This is a genomic window from Pseudomonas sp. TH04, assembly GCF_016651355.1.
Classification (GTDB): domain Bacteria; phylum Pseudomonadota; class Gammaproteobacteria; order Pseudomonadales; family Pseudomonadaceae; genus Aquipseudomonas; species Aquipseudomonas fluorescens.
Genome location: NZ_JAEKEA010000001.1, coordinates 2,919,476 through 2,936,450 on the forward strand (window position 1 = coordinate 2,919,476; position 16,975 = coordinate 2,936,450).

The window sequence follows — 16,975 nt, forward strand, 5'->3', positions numbered from 1 at the left end:
ATTGACTGCACTGCGACGTGAGGGATCAGTCGAACGTAATACCCTGCGCCAGCGGCAGTTCCAGCGAGTAGTTCACGGTGTTGGTCTGGCGACGCATGTACCCGCGCCACGCATCCGAACCCGACTCACGCCCGCCACCGGTTTCTTTCTCACCGCCAAACGCACCGCCGATTTCCGCGCCGCTCGGGCCGATATTGACGTTGGCGATGCCGCAGTCACTGCCCACCGCCGACATGAACTGCTCGGCTTCACGCACATCGGTGGTAAAGATGCACGAAGACAGGCCTTGTGGCACGGCATTGTTCAGGCGCAGTGCCTCGGCGAAGTCGCTGTAGCCAATGACGTACAGAATCGGCGCGAAGGTTTCGGTGCACACCACGTCGCTTTGTTCAGGCATTTCTACAATCGCCGGCGACACGTAGTAGGCGTTCGGGAATTTATCTTCCAGCTGACGCTTGCCGCCGAACACCTTGCCGCCCTCGCTCAAGGCCTGTTCCAGGGCGTCCTGCATGTTTTCGAAGCCGTGTTTGTCGATCAGCGGGCCGATCAGGTTGCCTTCCAGCGGGTGGCCGATGCGCACCTTGGAATAGGCGGCCTTGAGGCGGGTAACGATTTCTTCTTTGACCGACTCATGGGCGATCAGCCGACGCAGGGTGGTGCAACGCTGGCCAGCAGTGCCCACGGCGCTGAACAGGATCGCGCGTACGGCCATGTCCAGGTCGGCGCTTGGGCCGAGGATCATCGCGTTGTTGCCGCCCAATTCAAGGATGCTGCGGGCAAAGCGTGCGGCGACTTTCGGCGCCACTTCGCGGCCCATGCGGGTGCTACCGGTGGCGCTGATCAGGGCGACACGCGGGTCATCCACCAGTGCGGCACCGGCGTCGCGGCCGCCGATGATCACTTGGCTGAGGTACTCGGGGGCATCGGTGAATTTCTTCAGCACGCGCTCGAACAGCGCCTGGCAAGCCAATGCGGTGAGCGGGGTCTTTTCCGACGGTTTCCAGATCACGGCGTTGCCGCACACCAGCGCCAGCGTGGTGTTCCACGCCCATACGGCGACCGGGAAGTTGAAAGCGCTGATCACGCCGACCACGCCCAGCGGGTGCCAGGTTTCGCGCATGTGGTGGCCTGGGCGCTCGGAAGCGATGGTCAAGCCGTACAACTGGCGGGACAGACCTACAGCGAAGTCGCAGATGTCGATCATTTCCTGCACTTCACCCAACCCTTCCTGGGTGATTTTGCCGGCTTCCCAGGACACCAACTCGCCCAGGTCGGCCTTATATTCGCGCAGCACATCACCGAACTGACGCACCAGCTCGCCGCGACGCGGTGCCGGTACTTTGCGCCAGGCGTCAAATGCATGCTCGGCGCGACTGACCTGTTGCTCCACCTCGGCGGCACCTTCCCAGTGCACACTGCCAATACGGCTGCCATCAATCGGCGAATGCACGGGTTGTTTACCCGACTGGTACAGCGCCGGGTTTACCCCGAGACGGTCAAGCAATGCGGCAACCATGGGTCACTCCTTCAATCTACAAACAAAAAAATTGCGCCGCGGCCCGCACGGCGATCCAGACCTTATTTGTAGCTGGCCCAAGACTTGCCAACAAACGACGATTAGGCGAGATATCATTCCGTTTATTCATGCAAAGAATAAAAAGAGGCGTGCCGTGCTGAACAAAAGACATTTGCCCTCAATCACCGCCCTGCAGTGTTTCGAAGCCGCCACCCGCCACCTGAGCTTCACCCGCGCCGCCGAGGAACTGAACCTCACGCAAAGCGCGGTGAGCAAACAGGTCGCCCAGTTGGAAGAATTGCTGCAGCACCTGCTGTTTCGCCGGGTACGCCGCCGCTTGCAGATGACCCCAGCAGGCGATTTGTACTTGGTGGAAGTGCGAAAAATCCTCACACAGGTGGAGATGTCCACCCATTACCTGCGCTCCTACGGCGGCGAGACCGAAGTGCTTCGCGTGTCCACGCCCTACACCTTCGGCGCGCGCTGGCTGGTGCCACGCCTGAAGGGCTGGCGCTTGCGCCATCCGCAAATCCATCTGGACCTGTGCAATGAACAGGAACCGGACGAGTTGCTGCAAGGCAAGGCGGACATGGCGTTCTATTTCGGCCAGGGTTCCCGGCCCGGCACGGAAAGCCTGAAACTGTTCAGCGAGGAATTGGTGCCTGTGTGCGCGCCGGAAAGCCTGCCCGCGCAGCCATTCACCGACCCCACGCAACTGAGCGACCTGGTGCTGCTGCAAAACGCCTCGCGCCCCCAAGGCTGGCATGACTGGTTCGCCAGCCAGGGCTTTCACACCGAGCACAGCTACCACGGGCCGCGTTTCGACACCTTCTATATGTGCATTCGCGCGGCGCAGGTCGGCTGTGGCGTGGCCCTGCTGCCCCGCTTCCTGGTGGAGGAAGAACTGGCCGACGGCAAGTTGGTGATTCCTTGGCAGCACGCGTTGCCGAGCCAGGATGCGTATTACCTGGCGTATCCGGAGCATTCGGTGGAAGTGCCCAAAGTGCGCGACTTTGTGAAGTGGATGATGGAGCAGGTTGAACCTGTTTGAGCCACGTCGCCTGACATGCCGCCTTCGCGAGCAAGCCCGCTCCCACATTGGAATGCATTTCAAGTGTGGGAGCGGGCTTGCTTGCGAAGGCGCCAGTGGCCACAACAAAGGCCCCAATATGAAAAAACGCTGGCAAAACCCCACAGGTCTATGCGCCACTAGCGCCATTCCTTAATTGTGCGTAAAGGTCGGCGCCCATCGCCGATCCGTCTGGAGATTCCCGTTATGAGCGAGAGTGTGTTTGCCGATCGCATCGTGCAGAACCTGCTCGACACCGACTTCTACAAGCTGACCATGATGCAGGCGGTGCTGCACAACTACCCGAATGTGGAAGTTGAATGGGAGTTTCGTTGCCGCAACAGTGAAGACCTGCGCCCCTACCTGGCGGAAATCCGCTACCAGATCGAGCGCCTGGCCGAGCTGAGCCTGAGCCCGGATCAACTGGGCTTCCTGGAACGCATCAGCTTCATGAAGCCGGATTTCTTGCGCTTCCTCGGGCTGTTCCGCTTCAACCTGCGCTATGTGCAAACCGGCATCGAGAATGGCGAGCTGTTTATCCGCCTGCGCGGGCCCTGGCTGCATGTGATCCTGTTTGAAGTGCCGATGCTGGCCATCGTCAGCGAAGTGCGTAACCGCTACCGCTACCAGACCGTGATTCTTGAACAGGCCCGCGAGCAGCTGTACCGCAAGTTCGATTGGCTGACCGCGAACGCCAGCAGCGATGAGCTATCGGAGCTGCAAGTGGCCGACTTCGGCACGCGCCGGCGCTTCTCGTACCGGGTGCAGGAAGAAGTGGTGAGCGTGCTCAAGCATGACTTCCCCGGCCGTTTTGTCGGCACCAGCAACGTGCACCTGGCCCGCGAGTTCGATATGAAGCCGCTCGGCACCATGGCCCACGAATGGATCATGGCCCACCAGCAACTCGGCCCGCGCCTGATCGACAGCCAGATCGCCGCCCTCGACTGCTGGGTCCGCGAATACCGCGGGCTGCTGGGGATCGCCCTGACCGACTGCATCACCACCGATGCGTTCCTCAGCGACTTCGACTTGTACTTCGCCAAGCTGTTCGATGGCCTGCGCCACGACTCCGGTGACCCGGTGCAATGGGCCGAAAAAGCCATTGCCCACTACCACAAGCTCGGTATCGAGCCGATGAGCAAGACCTTGGTGTTCTCCGACAGCCTGTCGCTGCCCAAGGCCCTGGAGATCTTCCGCGCCTTGCGGGGTCGCATTAATGTGAGCTTTGGTATCGGCACCAACCTGACCTGTGACATTCCAGGTGTTGAGCCGATGAGCATCGTGCTTAAAATGACCGCCTGCAATGGTCAGCCCGTCGCGAAAATCTCTGATGAAGCGGGCAAGACCCACTGCACCGACCCGAATTTCGTCGCCTATTTGCGTCACGTCTTTAAAGTACCTGCCCTACCTAGCAAGGAGTGAATCATGCAAGCCGTACAGCGTGAGATTGCGCAGCAGCTCAAGGTCCAAGCACCGTTCAAGGACCAGGCCGCCCTGGAGGCCGAAGTTGCCCGCCGCGTAACTTTTATCCAGGACTGCCTGCGCAATTCCGGGCTCAAGACATTGGTGCTGGGCATCAGCGGCGGCGTCGACTCCCTGACAGCTGGCCTGTTGGCCCAACGCGCGATGCAGGCACTGCGCGCCAGCACCGGTGATGAGGCCTACCGCTTCATCGCCGTGCGCCTGCCCTACGAAACCCAGTTCGATGAAATCGACGCCCAGGCCTCGGTGGACTTTATCGAGCCGGACGAGCGCCACACGGTGAACATCGGCCCGGCGGTAAAAGCCCTGGCCAGTGAAGTCGCTGCGTTTGAAGGCAAGGCCGCCGTGTCCCGCGATTTCGTGCTGGGCAATACCAAGGCGCGCATGCGCATGGTGGCGCAGTACACCATCGCTGGTGCGGCCAGTGGCCTGGTGATCGGCACCGACCACGCGGCGGAAGCAGTGATGGGCTTTTTCACCAAGTTCGGTGATGGTGCCTGCGACCTGGCACCGCTGAGCGGGCTGGTGAAAAACCAGGTACGGGCGATTGCTCGGCACTTTGGTGCGCCGGAATCATTGGTCGAGAAAATCCCGACGGCCGACCTTGAGGATTTGTCGCCTGGTAAGCCGGATGAAGCCTCCCACGGCGTGACTTACGCAGAGATCGACGCCTTCCTGCACGGAGAGCCGGTGCGTGAGGAAGCATTCCGAATCATCTGCGACACCTATCGCAAGACCGAGCACAAGCGGGTCATGCCATTCGCGCCGTGAGGTAGATCGCCATCGCAGGCAAGCCAGCTCCCACATTTGAGCGCATCCTCAGGCTGGAACTCGTTCAAGGGTGGGAGCGGGCTTGCTCGCGAACAACGATCACGCAGTACGACAGACCGCCCACAAAAAAAGCGCCCCGCAAGGCGCTTTTTTTCGACCGGAACCGACTTACTTGACGGTCACAGTGCCTTTCATCATCGAGATGTGGCCCGGGAACGAGCAGAAGAATGCGTAGTCGGTACCGGCAGCCAGCTTCGATACGTCGAAGGTCACCGAATCTTTCTCGCCGGCACCAATGATTTTGGTGTGGGCGATGACGCGGGTGTCGCCTTCTTTCAGGTAGTTTTTATCGATACCGGCGGCCATGCCGTCGCTGGCGATGCCAGGCATGTCGGCGGCGGAGCTCAGCACCCAGTTATGGCCCATGACGTTCTTCGGCAAGCTGCCGGAGTGGGTCAGTTCCACGGTGAACGTCTTGCAGCTTTTATCGATTTCAATGGCCTTGGTGTTGAAGGACATTTGGTCAGTGGAGTCGACAGTGACCTTGCACTCTGCAGCAAGCAACTGGCCGCTCGCCAGAGTCAGCAGGGAAACAGCAACGAGTTTGGCAAACATGTGAATCTCCAAGGCAGGGTTTAAAAACGCGAATTGCGACAAGGGTGCCTCAAGCAGGCTGGAATTCTTATGATCTGCATCAACAGATTGTATACAACTTTAGGCTATCAGACTGATCAACACAATCTACCAGCCAAAGATCTGCCACCCGCCTATGATCGGCCCATACCCCATTGGAGCCCGCGCTATGCACCTCAATCAACTGTTCAACGGCCTGCTGGCTGCGTATGCCTGCGGTAAGTGAAGGCAAAGCGCGTCGCTAAGCTGCTACCATAGCGTCCCAAGGCAGCTGCGCGCCGCCACCCTCACCTTCGACCCTAGAGGATCGCCCATGGCCAAACCTAATTACTCCTTCGCCAAACGTCAGAGAGACTTGGCCAAGGAGCAGAAGAAAGAGGAAAAGCTGCAACGTAAGAAAGCCGCTGCAGATGAAGAAGCAGGCGCACTGAACCCGGATGCTGAAGGTGAAGTGGCGACAGACGAAACCGAAGCACCGAAAGACCCGGCTGAATAAATTCTGTTGGGGTGAGCAGGCCCTCCCTGCTCACCCCAACCCACCTTCATTCCAGCGGCATCACCGTCACCCGCACCTCCGGGTCATGGCTCCCTCCCCCCAGAATCACCCCGCGCAACGGCGACACATCCGAGAAATCACGGCCCCAGGCCAAGGTGATGTGCTCCAGTGCCGGCTGCACATTGTTGGTCGGATCGAAATCTACCCAACCCGACTCCGGGCAATACACCGAAACCCACGCGTGGGACGCATCGGCGCCGATCAGCCGTGGCTGGCCGGGCGGTGGCTGGGTGAGCAGGTAGCCACTGATGTACCGCGCCGCCAGGCCCCGTGAGCGCAGGCAGGCGAGCATCAGATGGGCGAAGTCCTGGCACACGCCACGACGGCGCTCGAGCACTTCCACCAGCGGCGTGGCGACCTGGGTGGCTTCGGCATCGAACGTGAACTCGCTGAAAATCTTCTCCATCAACGCCTGCACACCCAACAGCAATGGCTCGCCGGGCGGAAAACAGCTTTCGGAAAACTCGACGAAGGTTTTTTTCAGGTGCACGTAGGGTGATTCAAAACGATAGCGACAGGCCTCGACCCGTTCCGCAGACACCGGCTGGCTGCTGTAGGTCAGGCTGTCGCGGGTCTGGTCCCAGGCGGGCGACTGCTGGAAATCCAACAGCGGCCGCGCCAACACTTCGACGGTCAGCCCGGCATTCACCAGCAACTCATCGTGGGGCCGCTCAAAGGCCAGGCGGGTGATGGGGTTACCAAACACGTCCAGTTCATCGCGACGCGAAGACGGCTCCGGGCTGACATCCAGTTGCTGCAAGGTGCAACGCTGCCAGGCACACGGCCGTGGCCACAGGTGCGCCAGTTGCTGGGCCAGGGAGACCGGGCTGTCGTAGTGGTAGTGGGTATCGTGGAAAATCTGGTAGCGCGCACTCATCACACCGACACCGTTTGCTGGCTGACATCATCCACATGGGCAAAATGGCGCAACGCCAGGCGATCCGACACTTGCCCACTCTCATCGGCGACTGCTTGCAGCAAGTCAGCCAGGCCATCCAGCGCGGCACGCACACTGGACTCGCCAAACAACGGGTTCTCCAGGCAACCCAGGTCGAAACGCGCCAGGCACTCCACCAACGGCGCCAGCCCGGTTTCACGCGGCACAGCAAAGTCGTCGTTGAGGCGACGCAAGGTACGGCTGACCAGTTTCAGCTGGAACAGCACTGCGTGCGGGTTCTGCTCGTCCAGCAGCAACAGGTCGAGCACCGGGATCAACTGCGGCACCGCCAGGTAACGCGAGCGATAGGTGATGCTGCTGTTGCCCAACTCCAGCAACCACTCAAGCCCCGCTTGATCGAACACCGCCACGCCACGCAGAAACGCCGCAAGGCTGCTGCTCAGAAATTGCAGGCGCTCGATGCGCCGGCCCATCATCAAAAAGCGCCAGCCTTCGTCGCGGGTCATGTCGTCCAGGGCAAAGCCGGACAGCGCCGCCAGGGACATCACCAGGCGGTTGAGAAAATCCAGCAACTCGCCAAAATCCGGGGTTTCGCGTTCCAGCTCCAGGGCTTCACGTTGCAGTTCGACCAGGGCCTGCCAGTTTTCCCGGGACAGTTTGCCGCGCACCTGGGACGCCGCCCACTGCAGGCGCTGCAGGTTGGCGCGCAGGCTCGACGGCCAATCATCGCCGAGCAAGGCGGCGAGCAGGCGCTCGGGCAACTCGCCCTCCTCCGGCAACAAGCGCAAGCTCTCGCCCAGCTCGATCGCCGCCTGCAAGGCCAGCGGATCGTCGCCATCGACATACCGCGCGAGCACGATACGCAGCCAACGCGCGCTGTCGTCACAGCGCTCGCAATAGCGGCCAAACCAAAACAGGTTTTCCACCACGCGAGAGGGCAGATAAGGATCGCGGCGCACCAGGTCATGGGCGCCAATCGCACGTTGTGCACGCCAGTGCTCACCACCGGCAACACGCTCGCTGAGCACCCAGGTGTCTTTGCTCGCGCCACCGCGTTGCATCGACACCACTTCGGCATCCGCCTCGGCAGCCACGCGGGTCAGGCCGCCAGGCAACACACGGTAGCCGTCGGCGCTGGCCACGGCGTACACGCGCATGCCGATGGCACGGTGCTGCAAATGGTCATCGACGGTGTGCCACACCGGTGCCTGGGACAGTTGCGCCAGCTCCTGAGCGACATAGGCGTAAGGCCTCGCGCGCATGCGTTCGGCCAGGGCCTGGCGCTGCTCATCATTCAAATCGCGGCCAAATACCGGGCTGAAGCTTTGCGACGGGAACGCCGGTTTGATCAGCAAATCCGGAAGTTTCTCCAAGGCTTCGGCAAGCACCGGCGCTTCACCGCACCACCAGGTGGCGATCGACGGCAGGATCAATTCTTCGCCAAACAGGAACTGGTTGATCTTCGGCAAAAAGCCGAGCAACCCCGGCGACTCCAGCACGCCACTGCCGAGGGCATTGGCCACCAGCACATTGCCCTGACGCACGGCATCGAGCAGGCCGGGCACGCCGAGGGCCGAGTCGGTGCGCAGCTCCAGCGGGTCGCAGAAGTCGTCATCGAGGCGGCGCATGATCGCGTGCACCCGGCGCAGGCCACTGAGGGTTTTGAGGAACACGGTGCTGTCGCGCACGGTGAGGTCGCCACCTTCCACCAACGGGTAGCCAAGCTGGCGCGCGAGGTAGAGGTGTTCGAAATAGCTTTCGTTGAATCGCCCCGGGGTCAGCAGCACGATCAGCGGCGGCTGATCATCGCCGGGTGCCTGGCGGGCCAGGGTTTCCTGGAGGGTGCGGAAGAAACCGGTGAGGTGTTGCACCTGCAGATCGCGGTACAAGTCCGGGAACGCACGGGACACGATGGTACGGTTTTCCAACGCATAACCTGCCCCCGACGGTGCCTGGGTACGGTCGGCGGTGACCCACCAACGGCCGTCCGGCGTGCGCGCCAAGTCCACGGCATACAGGTGCAAAAACGCGCCGTCCGGCGGCTGGATGCCCTGGCAAGGCCACAGGAAATTGTTATGCCCGAACACCAGCTCAGCCGGCAGCAGGCCCTCTTTGATCAAGCGCTGCGGGCCATAAAGGTCGGCCAGTACAGCATTGAGCAAGCGCGCCCGCTGGGCGATACCGGCCGACAGGTGCTGCCACTCATCGGCGGCCAGCACGTGGGGCAGTAAGTCCAGTTCCCAGGGGCGATCCGCGCCCTTGGGGTCGGCGTAGACGTTGTAGGTCACGCCGTTTTCCTGGATCTGCCGAGTCAGCAGTGCCTGACGTTGGGCCAGCTGCGCAGGCGTGCTGCGTTGCAGGTGATCAAGCAAGCGCTGCCAATGGGCACGCACCGCGCCACTGTCGTCCAGCAGTTCGTGATAAGTGCCCGCGGTCAGCGGGTAACGGTCGAGCAAGTCAGACATGGAACGCTCGGCAGAGGGTAAGGGAAGTCAGATTAACTCAAATTCACTGCAATCTATTGGGGGAGCTGGCTTGCCTGCGATTGCCATTTTCCAGTCACCTTATTGGCTGGCTGATCCATCGCTGTCGCAGGCAAGCCCGCTCCCACATTGACATCGCATTCAGTCATTTTTATTGGGGAAACGCCGCAGATCCAGGGTCATCGGCAATTCATCATTAATCTCTAAAGCAGGCACGGGGAGCTTGCCTGGGGTATGCCCCAAGCGGAAAAACCGCGCCATCCGCCGGCTTTCGGCTTCATTGGCATTCACCGGCAAGCTGTCGTAATTGCGCCCGCCCGGGTGGGCGACGTGGTACTGGCAGCCGCCCAGCGAACGCTGCATCCAGGTGTCGAGCACGTCGAACACCAACGGCGCGTGTACCGGGATAGTCGGTTGCAGGCAGTTGGCCGGTTGCCAGGCGCGATATCGCACGCCGGCCACGAATTCACCGACGCGTCCCGTCGGTTGCAGCGGCACCGGTATGCCGTTGCAGGTCAGCAGATAGCGCTGCGGCGCCAGCCCGCTCAACTTCACCTGCAAGCGCTCCAGGGAGGAATCCACATAGCGCACCGTGCCGCCCACTGCGCCCTCCTCGCCGAGCACGTGCCAAGGCTCCAGCGCCTGGCGCAGTTCCAGTTCGATGCCGCTGACGGCATAGTCGCCCACCTTGGGGAAACGGAACTCCAGATGCGCGGCAAACCATTCGGCCCGTAGTGGGTAACCGGCGGCATTCAGCTCGACAATCACGTCGGCAAAATCCTGCTCGATAAAATGCGGCAGCAAGAAGCGGTCATGCAACTCCGTGCCCCAGCGCGCCAGTTTCGGCGGCGCATACGGCTCACGCCAGAAGCGTGCGACCAACGCCCGCAGCAGCAATTGCTGGGTCAGGCTCATGCGCGCATGGGGCGGCATTTCAAAGGCGCGCAGTTCCAGCAGGCCCAGGCGCCCAGTGGCGCCGTCGGGTGAGTAGAGTTTGTCGATGCAGAACTCGGCGCGGTGGGTGTTGCCCGTCACGTCGATCAGCAGGTTGCGCAGCAGGCGGTCCACCTGCCATGGCGGGCATTCTTCGCCGACGGCAGGCATTTGAGCGAAGGCGATTTCCAGCTCGTACAACGCGTCGTTACGCGCTTCATCCACCCGAGGCGCCTGAGATGTCGGGCCGATAAACAGCCCGGAGAACAGGTACGACAGCGATGGGTGGTTATGCCAGTAGCTGATCAAACTGCGCAGCAAATCGGGGCGACGCAAGAACGGTGAGTCCTTGGGCGTCGCGCCGCCCAGCACAAAGTGGTTGCCGCCGCCGGTGCCCGTGTGACGGCCGTCGATCATGAACTTTTCAGTGGTGAGACGGGTTTGCCGTGCTTCTTCGTAAAGGAATTCCGTGCGCTCCACCAACTCGTCCCAGGTGGCAGACGGCTGCACGTTAACCTCAATCACCCCAGGGTCCGGCGTAACCCGGAAGTTACTCAAACGCGTGTCGAACGGCGGCTCGTAGCCTTCCAGCAATACCGGGCAGTGCAGCTCCTCGGCGGTGGCCTCAATGGCGGCCACCAGTTCCAGATAATCCTCGACGCGCTCCAGCGGCGGCATAAACAAATACAGGCGCCCGTCCCGCGCTTCGGCGCACAAGGCGGTGCGGGTCAGCCAGTCGGCGGACTCATCGACTTTCGGCACGCGCTCATCGCTGGCAGCCGGTTCGCCATGGCTTTGCAATTGCGCGCTGCTCGGCAGCTCCGGTTGGTCCTGGTTCGGGTCAGTCGGATGCACGAACGGATACTCCGCCGCCGTCACCCACGGTTGCGAGGCCAACGGCAAGCGATAGCCCAGTGGCGAGTCGCCCGGCACCAGGCGGCAGTGATTGTCGCGCAGGTACCAGCGCCCACTCTGCCAGCGATCATTGGCCGCCGTGCGCGCCAGCGGCAGCACGTGGCCGATGACTTTGTCCAGGCCCTGGCTGAACACTTTGCGCAGGCGCTCGCGCTCCAGGTCGTCGCTCAAACGCGGGTCCTGGGCGGTGACGTTCTGCGGCAGTGCACCTTCGCGCCACAGGTAATAGAAATTGTCTTCGAAGGCCGGGAATACAAAGCGCGCCGGCAGTTTGAGGCGTTCGGCGACACTGGCCAGGAAACGCCCGGCCATCACCCCATCGGCGCCGTAATCTGCTTGCTCATCGGCAATCAGCGCGCTGTTGTGCCAGATCGGCACGCCGTCGCGCCGCCAATAGCAGTTGAGCGACCAGCGCGGCAACTGCTCGCCGGGGTACCACTTGCCCTGTCCAAAGTGCACCAGGCCCTTGGGCGCATAGTGCTGACGCATGCGCTGGAACAGCTCGGCGGACAGCCGACGTTTGTCCGGCCCGAGGGCGGCGGTGTTCCACTCGGCGCCGTCGGGGTCGTCGATGGAGACGAAGGTCGGCTCGCCGCCCATGGTCAGGCGTACATCGTCCTTGAGCAGGTCGCCATCGATCTGCCGGCCGAGTGCCTGGATCGCCAGCCATTGTTCTTCGGTGTAGGGCTTGGTAACCCGAGGCGCTTCCCAAATGCGCTCCACCGACATTTCGTGGGTAAATTCGCACTCGCAAGGTTCCACCAGCCCACTGATCGGTGCGGCAGATGATGGATCAGGGCTACAGGCCAACGGGATATGACCTTCACCGGCGAATAACCCTGAGGTAGCGTCCAGGCCGATCCAGCCGGCGCCGGGCAAATACACTTCGCACCAGGCATGCAGGTCGGTGAAGTCCACGTCGGTGCCGGACGGGCCGTCGAGGGCTTTGACGTCGGCGGTCAGTTGGATCAAGTAGCCCGACACAAAGCGCGCCGCCAACCCCAGGTTGCGCAGCAATTGCACCAGCAGCCAGGCCGAATCGCGGCAGGAGCCGGAGGCGTTTTCGAGGGTGAACTCCGGGGTTTGCACGCCCGGCTCCATGCGGATCAAGTAGCCAATATCGGCCGCCAGGCGCTGGTTCAGCCCCACCAGGAAGTCCACGGCCGGCAGCGGCGTGCGGTCGATGCCCGCCAGGTAGGCGGCAAACTTCGGCGTCAGCGGCAGGGTTTCCAGGTACGGCGCCAGCTCTCGCTGCTCATCAGCGGCGTAGCTGAAGGGGATTTTTTCGGCGTAGGGCTCAAGGAAAAAATCGAACGGGTTGAACACCGCCATCTCGGCGACCAAGTCGACTTCGATGCGCAGTTCGTCCGTCTTTTCCGGAAACACCAGACGCGCCAGGTAGTTACCTTGCGGGTCCTGCTGCCAATTGATGAAGTGCTGCTCGGGCAGCACTTTCAATGCGTAGGACAAAATCCGCGTGCGGCTATGGGCTGCCGGGCGCAAGCGCACGATCTGTGGGCCGAGTTCGACAGCGCGGTCATAGCGGTAATGCGTAACGTGGTGCAACGCGACATGAATCGACACGGCGGCCTCCTGCGAGCCAGGGCATGGACACAACGTGCGCAAGACTTATGCCAGAGCAGCCGTCATTGCGCTTTCTCGTTAGACCCCGTGCAGTAGAGCACCAAAACGGCGCCATCACCGGTGCCGTGGTGCAAGTGCTGCACATATTTGTGGCGCAGGGTGGTGAATCTACCCAGCTAGCGTGCTTTGTGCGTTGCGAGCATGGCCTGGCGCAGCCGCCTCACTTCGACCAGTTTCTGGCGCATCTCGCGATGACGCTTGCTGTTGAGCAGCAGCAATCCCAGCAGCGGGAACAGCAGGCTCAAACCATAGGACAGCGGATGCGGACCGAAGGCGAGGGTAGGCAGCACTGCCAGAACGCAGAGTGCAAGCAGCATCACCAGCGGCCATACCCACTGCGGCCGCCCGCGCGCGATCATGAAGTTGCACTGCACAATCCCCCACGTCAGCGCGAGGCCACCCAGGAAGGAATACTTGAGGTTGTCGTCGATCGACAAGCGCGGGAAATAACTGTCGAAAATCAGCGGCACCGCAAACACCAGGCTGAACACCGCCGCGAAAATTGCGCCCATGAAGACCGGAAAATAGTGCGCCAGAAAACTGCGAATACCGGGTAGCTCATTCATTGCTCATTTCCTCATACAGCCCCACGGCAACGGTGCGTACGTTCCCCGAGATTGCACTGCCGGTAAAACCGATCGCCGCGCCCAGGGCATCCTGTATCTGGGTCACCGTCGCATGCTTGACCTGGGCGGGGGCGAAACGCTTGGTCGCCTCGCCAGACAGTTGCTTCAACTTGAGCATTTTGGCGCTCATACGTGGGTCCTGAATGCTGAGCAGCTCCTTCGTCAGCTTGGCGCGCTCTTGCCGGGTCAATCCTCGCAGCACCTCCCGCACGCTTTTGCCGGTGGTGGCCTGATTCAGCCGCACCAGCTTAATCGTGGTCAGCGTCGATGCACCGACCCCGACCAACGAGGCAGCATCCAGCGCGATCATCGTGTACTGATACCATTCCGAGCTGTCGAGCTTGTCATTTTTGGAGGGGTCACTGAGCTCATTGCTGACGCGATAGCCACTGGCAAAACACTGCAGCGTGCTGGCCGTGGCAGCGGTATAACCGATGGCCGTAATCACGCTGCTGGCACCCGCCGTGAACGGTACAGCGACGGTGCCGCTGAGCACCACGATCCAACCGATGACCGCGCCCGCGCAGGACAGAGACGTGTTGACCGCCTCTCCCACCAGGCGCGATTCGCGGGGATTGTCCTGGACCTGTTGCGCAAACTGCGCCGGGGCTATGTACTTCTGCGCTTCACGCAAAATCAAACGTTTAGGTGCAATGCTGCAGATGGGCTGAAATTCGCGCAGCGTGATGACGTTGAAGTCGGCGTCAATGTACACAACGCCCGCGCCGACGATGCTGGGGTCTGCATCGATGGCCGCAAACAGCCGTGGCAGGTTGATCTGGCTTTCGATGCGCTGGCGCGCCATGAACTGGGAGCGGTTGGAATCCATGCCGATACTGAGCAGGGGGTTGCTCATGAGAGTTCTTCCTTGAAGGTGATGATGGCCTGGCAGGCCTCATCGCGGGCAAGCCCGGCTCCCACAAGGGAACGCGTTCCAACTGTGGGAGCTGGCTTGCCTGCGATGGCGATCTAATGACCATCACCTTAACAAACGGTCTACCCACCCGCTAGAAAGCAAAACGCCAGCACGAGGCTGGCGTTTTGCATATTCAGGCTGCGATCAACGCGGCACCACCGGCTTGCGCGCAGGCTTGCCGCCTTTGCCCTTCGCCGCATCCGCGCGCTCCTTGGCAGCCTGCTTGTTACGCGCCATGGCCGCAGCCTTGGCTTGTTCGCGCTTGTCCCACGGGTTGCTGCCATCACTGCCACGCGGCGGCAGACCGGTGTGCTGGGTGAGGATCTTGGTGGTGGTTTCCTTGGCAACCTTATGGCTGCCGGCCGGCGTCGAGTTCTTGCGACGGGCGCTTTGGTAGCTGTCGGTGGCCGGCTGGTGCAGCGGAATCAACTGGTCTTTACCCGGCCCGATCAGGTCGGCACGGCCCATGCGGGTCAATGCTTCACGCAGCATCGGCCAGCCTTTCGGGTCGTGGTAGCGCAAGAAGGCCTTGTGCAGACGGCGCTGCTCTTCGCTCTTGACGATGGTCACCGCGTCGCTCTTGTAGGTGACCTTACGCAGCGGGTTCTTGCCCGAGTGGTACATCGCGGTGGCGGTGGCCATCGGCGACGGGTAGAACGCCTGCACCTGGTCGGCGCGGAAGCCGTTACCCTTGAGCCACAGGGCCAGGTTCATCATGTCTTCATCAGTGGTGCCCGGGTGGGCGGCGATGAAGTAAGGAATCAGGTACTGCTCCTTGCCCGCTTCCTTGGTGTACTTCTCGAACATGCGCTTGAACTTGTCATAGCTGCCAATGCCCGGCTTCATCATCTGGTTGAGCGGACCTTCCTCGGTATGTTCCGGGGCGATCTTGAGGTAACCCCCCACGTGGTGGGTCACCAGCTCTTTAACGTATTCCGGCGACTCGACCGCGAGGTCATAGCGCAGGCCGGAAGCGATCAGAATCTTCTTCACACCCGGCAACGCACGGGCGCTGCGGTACAGCTGAATCAGCGACGAGTGGTCGGTGTTCAGGTTCGGGCAGATGCCTGGGAACACACACGAAGGCTTACGGCACGCGGATTCGATTTCCGGGCTCTTGCAGGCGATGCGGTACATGTTCGCGGTCGGGCCGCCGAGGTCGGAGATCACGCCGGTGAAGCCGGGCACTTTGTCGCGGATCTCTTCGATTTCGCGAATGATCGACTCTTCGGAACGGTTCTGGATGATGCGGCCTTCGTGCTCGGTGATGGAGCAGAAGGTACAGCCGCCGAAGCAGCCACGCATGATGTTCACCGAAAAACGGATCATGTCGTAGGCCGGAATCTTTTCCTTGCCGTACGCCGGGTGCGGGACACGGGCGTAAGGCATGCCAAACACGTAGTCCATTTCTTCGGTGGTCATCGGAATGGGCGGCGGGTTGAACCACACATCCACTTCACCGTGCTTCTGCACGAGGGCGCGGGCGTTGCCTGGGTTGGTTTCCAAGTGCAATACGCGGTTGGCGTGGGCATACAGCACCGCGTCGCCACGGACCTTTTCTACCGAGGGCAGTCGAATCACGGTCTTGTCGCGGGTCATGCGCGGGCTGGCCAGGATCTGTACGACCTTGGCTTCTTCCGGGTCGTCCACCGGGCCTTTCTCTTGCTCGATGGCGCAGGCCTGGGTGTCCTGGGTATTCACATACGGATTGATGATCTTGTCGATCTTGCCCGGGCGGTCAATACGCGTGGAGTCCACTTCGTACCAACCTTGCGGCGTGTCACGACGAATGAACGCGGTGCCGCGCACGTCGGTGATGTCTTCGATCTTGTGACCCCAGGACAAACGCTGGGCGACTTCGACGATGGCCCGCTCGGCGTTGCCGTACAGCAGGATATCGGCGGTGGCGTCGATCAGGATCGAGTTGCGCACGCGGTCCTGCCAGTAGTCGTAGTGGGCGATGCGGCGCAGGGACGCTTCGATGCCACCGAGCACGATCGGCACGTTCTTGTAGGCTTCTTTGCAGCGCTGGCTGTACACCAGGCTCGCGCGATCCGGGCGTTTGCCGGCCATGCCGCCTGGGGTGTAGGCGTCGTCGGAACGGATTTTCTTGTCGGCGGTGTAGCGGTTGATCATCGAGTCCATGTTGCCGGCCGCGACGCCGAAGAACAGGTTCGGCTCGCCGAGCTTCATGAAGTCGTCTTTGGACTGCCAGTTCGGCTGGGCAATGATCCCGACGCGAAAGCCCTGGGACTCCAGCAGCCGGCCGATGATGGCCATGCCGAACGACGGGTGATCCACGTACGCATCACCGGTAACGATGATGATGTCGCAGGAATCCCAGCCAAGCTGATCCATCTCCTCCCTGCTCATCGGCAGGAATGGCGCAGGACCGAAACATTCGGCCCAGTACTTGGGATAGTCAAATAACGGCTTGGCTGTTTGCATGACGGTGACCGGTGTTGAGATGAAAAATCGCGGGCGCGGAATATAGCACAAATTTTGACCAATTCCGACGGTAATGGTCGGAATT

Annotated in this window: 12 protein-coding genes; 4 read left to right on the forward strand and 8 right to left on the reverse strand. The window is 61.5% G+C overall.

Going from position 1 to position 16,975, the window contains the following annotated elements; translation table 11 throughout:
• Window positions 1-25: 25 nt before the first annotated feature.
• Window positions 26-1,516, reverse strand: coding sequence for an L-piperidine-6-carboxylate dehydrogenase (gene amaB, locus JFT85_RS13215; protein ID WP_053254071.1), 1,491 nt, complete (start codon window positions 1,514-1,516; stop codon window positions 26-28).
• Window positions 1,517-1,670: 154 nt separating this feature from the next.
• Between amaB and JFT85_RS13220 the strand changes: the two genes are divergently transcribed.
• The 3 genes from JFT85_RS13220 to nadE all read left to right on the forward strand — a co-directional run bounded on the left by JFT85_RS13220 (window position 1,671) and on the right by nadE (window position 4,838).
• The gene (locus JFT85_RS13220) at window positions 1,671-2,567 is read left to right on the forward strand and encodes a LysR family transcriptional regulator (protein ID WP_053254070.1); all 897 of its coding nucleotides are present in this window, start codon (window positions 1,671-1,673) and stop codon (window positions 2,565-2,567) included.
• A 225-nt stretch (window positions 2,568-2,792) separates the two neighbouring features.
• Window positions 2,793-4,007, forward strand: coding sequence for a nicotinate phosphoribosyltransferase (pncB, locus tag JFT85_RS13225; RefSeq protein WP_053254069.1), 1,215 nt, complete (start codon window positions 2,793-2,795; stop codon window positions 4,005-4,007).
• 3 nt (window positions 4,008-4,010) lie between these two features.
• On the forward strand, window positions 4,011-4,838 hold the full coding sequence (nadE, locus tag JFT85_RS13230; protein WP_053254068.1) for an ammonia-dependent NAD(+) synthetase: 828 nt from the start codon (window positions 4,011-4,013) through the stop codon (window positions 4,836-4,838).
• 168 nt (window positions 4,839-5,006) lie between these two features.
• Here the strand turns inward: nadE and azu are convergent, their stop codons facing one another.
• Entirely contained in the window at window positions 5,007-5,453 is a 447-nt protein-coding gene (gene azu, locus JFT85_RS13235; RefSeq protein WP_053254067.1) for an azurin, read from the reverse strand.
• Between the two features lie 331 nt (window positions 5,454-5,784).
• Between azu and JFT85_RS13240 the strand changes: the two genes are divergently transcribed.
• Window positions 5,785-5,967, forward strand: a complete 183-nt coding sequence (locus JFT85_RS13240; RefSeq protein ID WP_053254066.1) for a hypothetical protein — start codon at window positions 5,785-5,787, stop codon at window positions 5,965-5,967.
• Window positions 5,968-6,013: 46 nt separating this feature from the next.
• On the opposite strand, the gene JFT85_RS13245 is transcribed toward JFT85_RS13240, so the two are convergent.
• The 6 genes from JFT85_RS13245 to JFT85_RS13270 form a co-directional block, all read right to left on the reverse strand.
• Entirely contained in the window at window positions 6,014-6,904 is an 891-nt protein-coding gene (locus JFT85_RS13245) for a transglutaminase family protein (RefSeq protein ID WP_078827671.1), read from the reverse strand.
• A complete protein-coding gene (locus JFT85_RS13250) occupies window positions 6,904-9,390 on the reverse strand; it encodes a circularly permuted type 2 ATP-grasp protein (RefSeq protein WP_053254064.1) in 2,487 nt (828 codons plus the stop codon). The genes JFT85_RS13245 and JFT85_RS13250 overlap by 1 nt, the downstream gene beginning before the upstream one ends.
• 159 nt (window positions 9,391-9,549) lie before the next feature.
• Window positions 9,550-12,840, reverse strand: coding sequence for a transglutaminase family protein (locus JFT85_RS13255; RefSeq protein WP_069550898.1), 3,291 nt, complete (start codon window positions 12,838-12,840; stop codon window positions 9,550-9,552).
• 176 nt (window positions 12,841-13,016) lie between these two features.
• Entirely contained in the window at window positions 13,017-13,466 is a 450-nt protein-coding gene (locus JFT85_RS13260; protein ID WP_053254062.1) for a hypothetical protein, read from the reverse strand.
• The gene (locus tag JFT85_RS13265; protein WP_053254061.1) at window positions 13,459-14,382 is read right to left on the reverse strand and encodes a hypothetical protein; all 924 of its coding nucleotides are present in this window, start codon (window positions 14,380-14,382) and stop codon (window positions 13,459-13,461) included. The genes JFT85_RS13260 and JFT85_RS13265 overlap by 8 nt, the downstream gene beginning before the upstream one ends.
• 204 nt (window positions 14,383-14,586) lie before the next feature.
• On the reverse strand, window positions 14,587-16,890 hold the full coding sequence (locus JFT85_RS13270) for a YgiQ family radical SAM protein (protein WP_053254060.1): 2,304 nt from the start codon (window positions 16,888-16,890) through the stop codon (window positions 14,587-14,589).
• Window positions 16,891-16,975 lie beyond the last annotated feature (85 nt).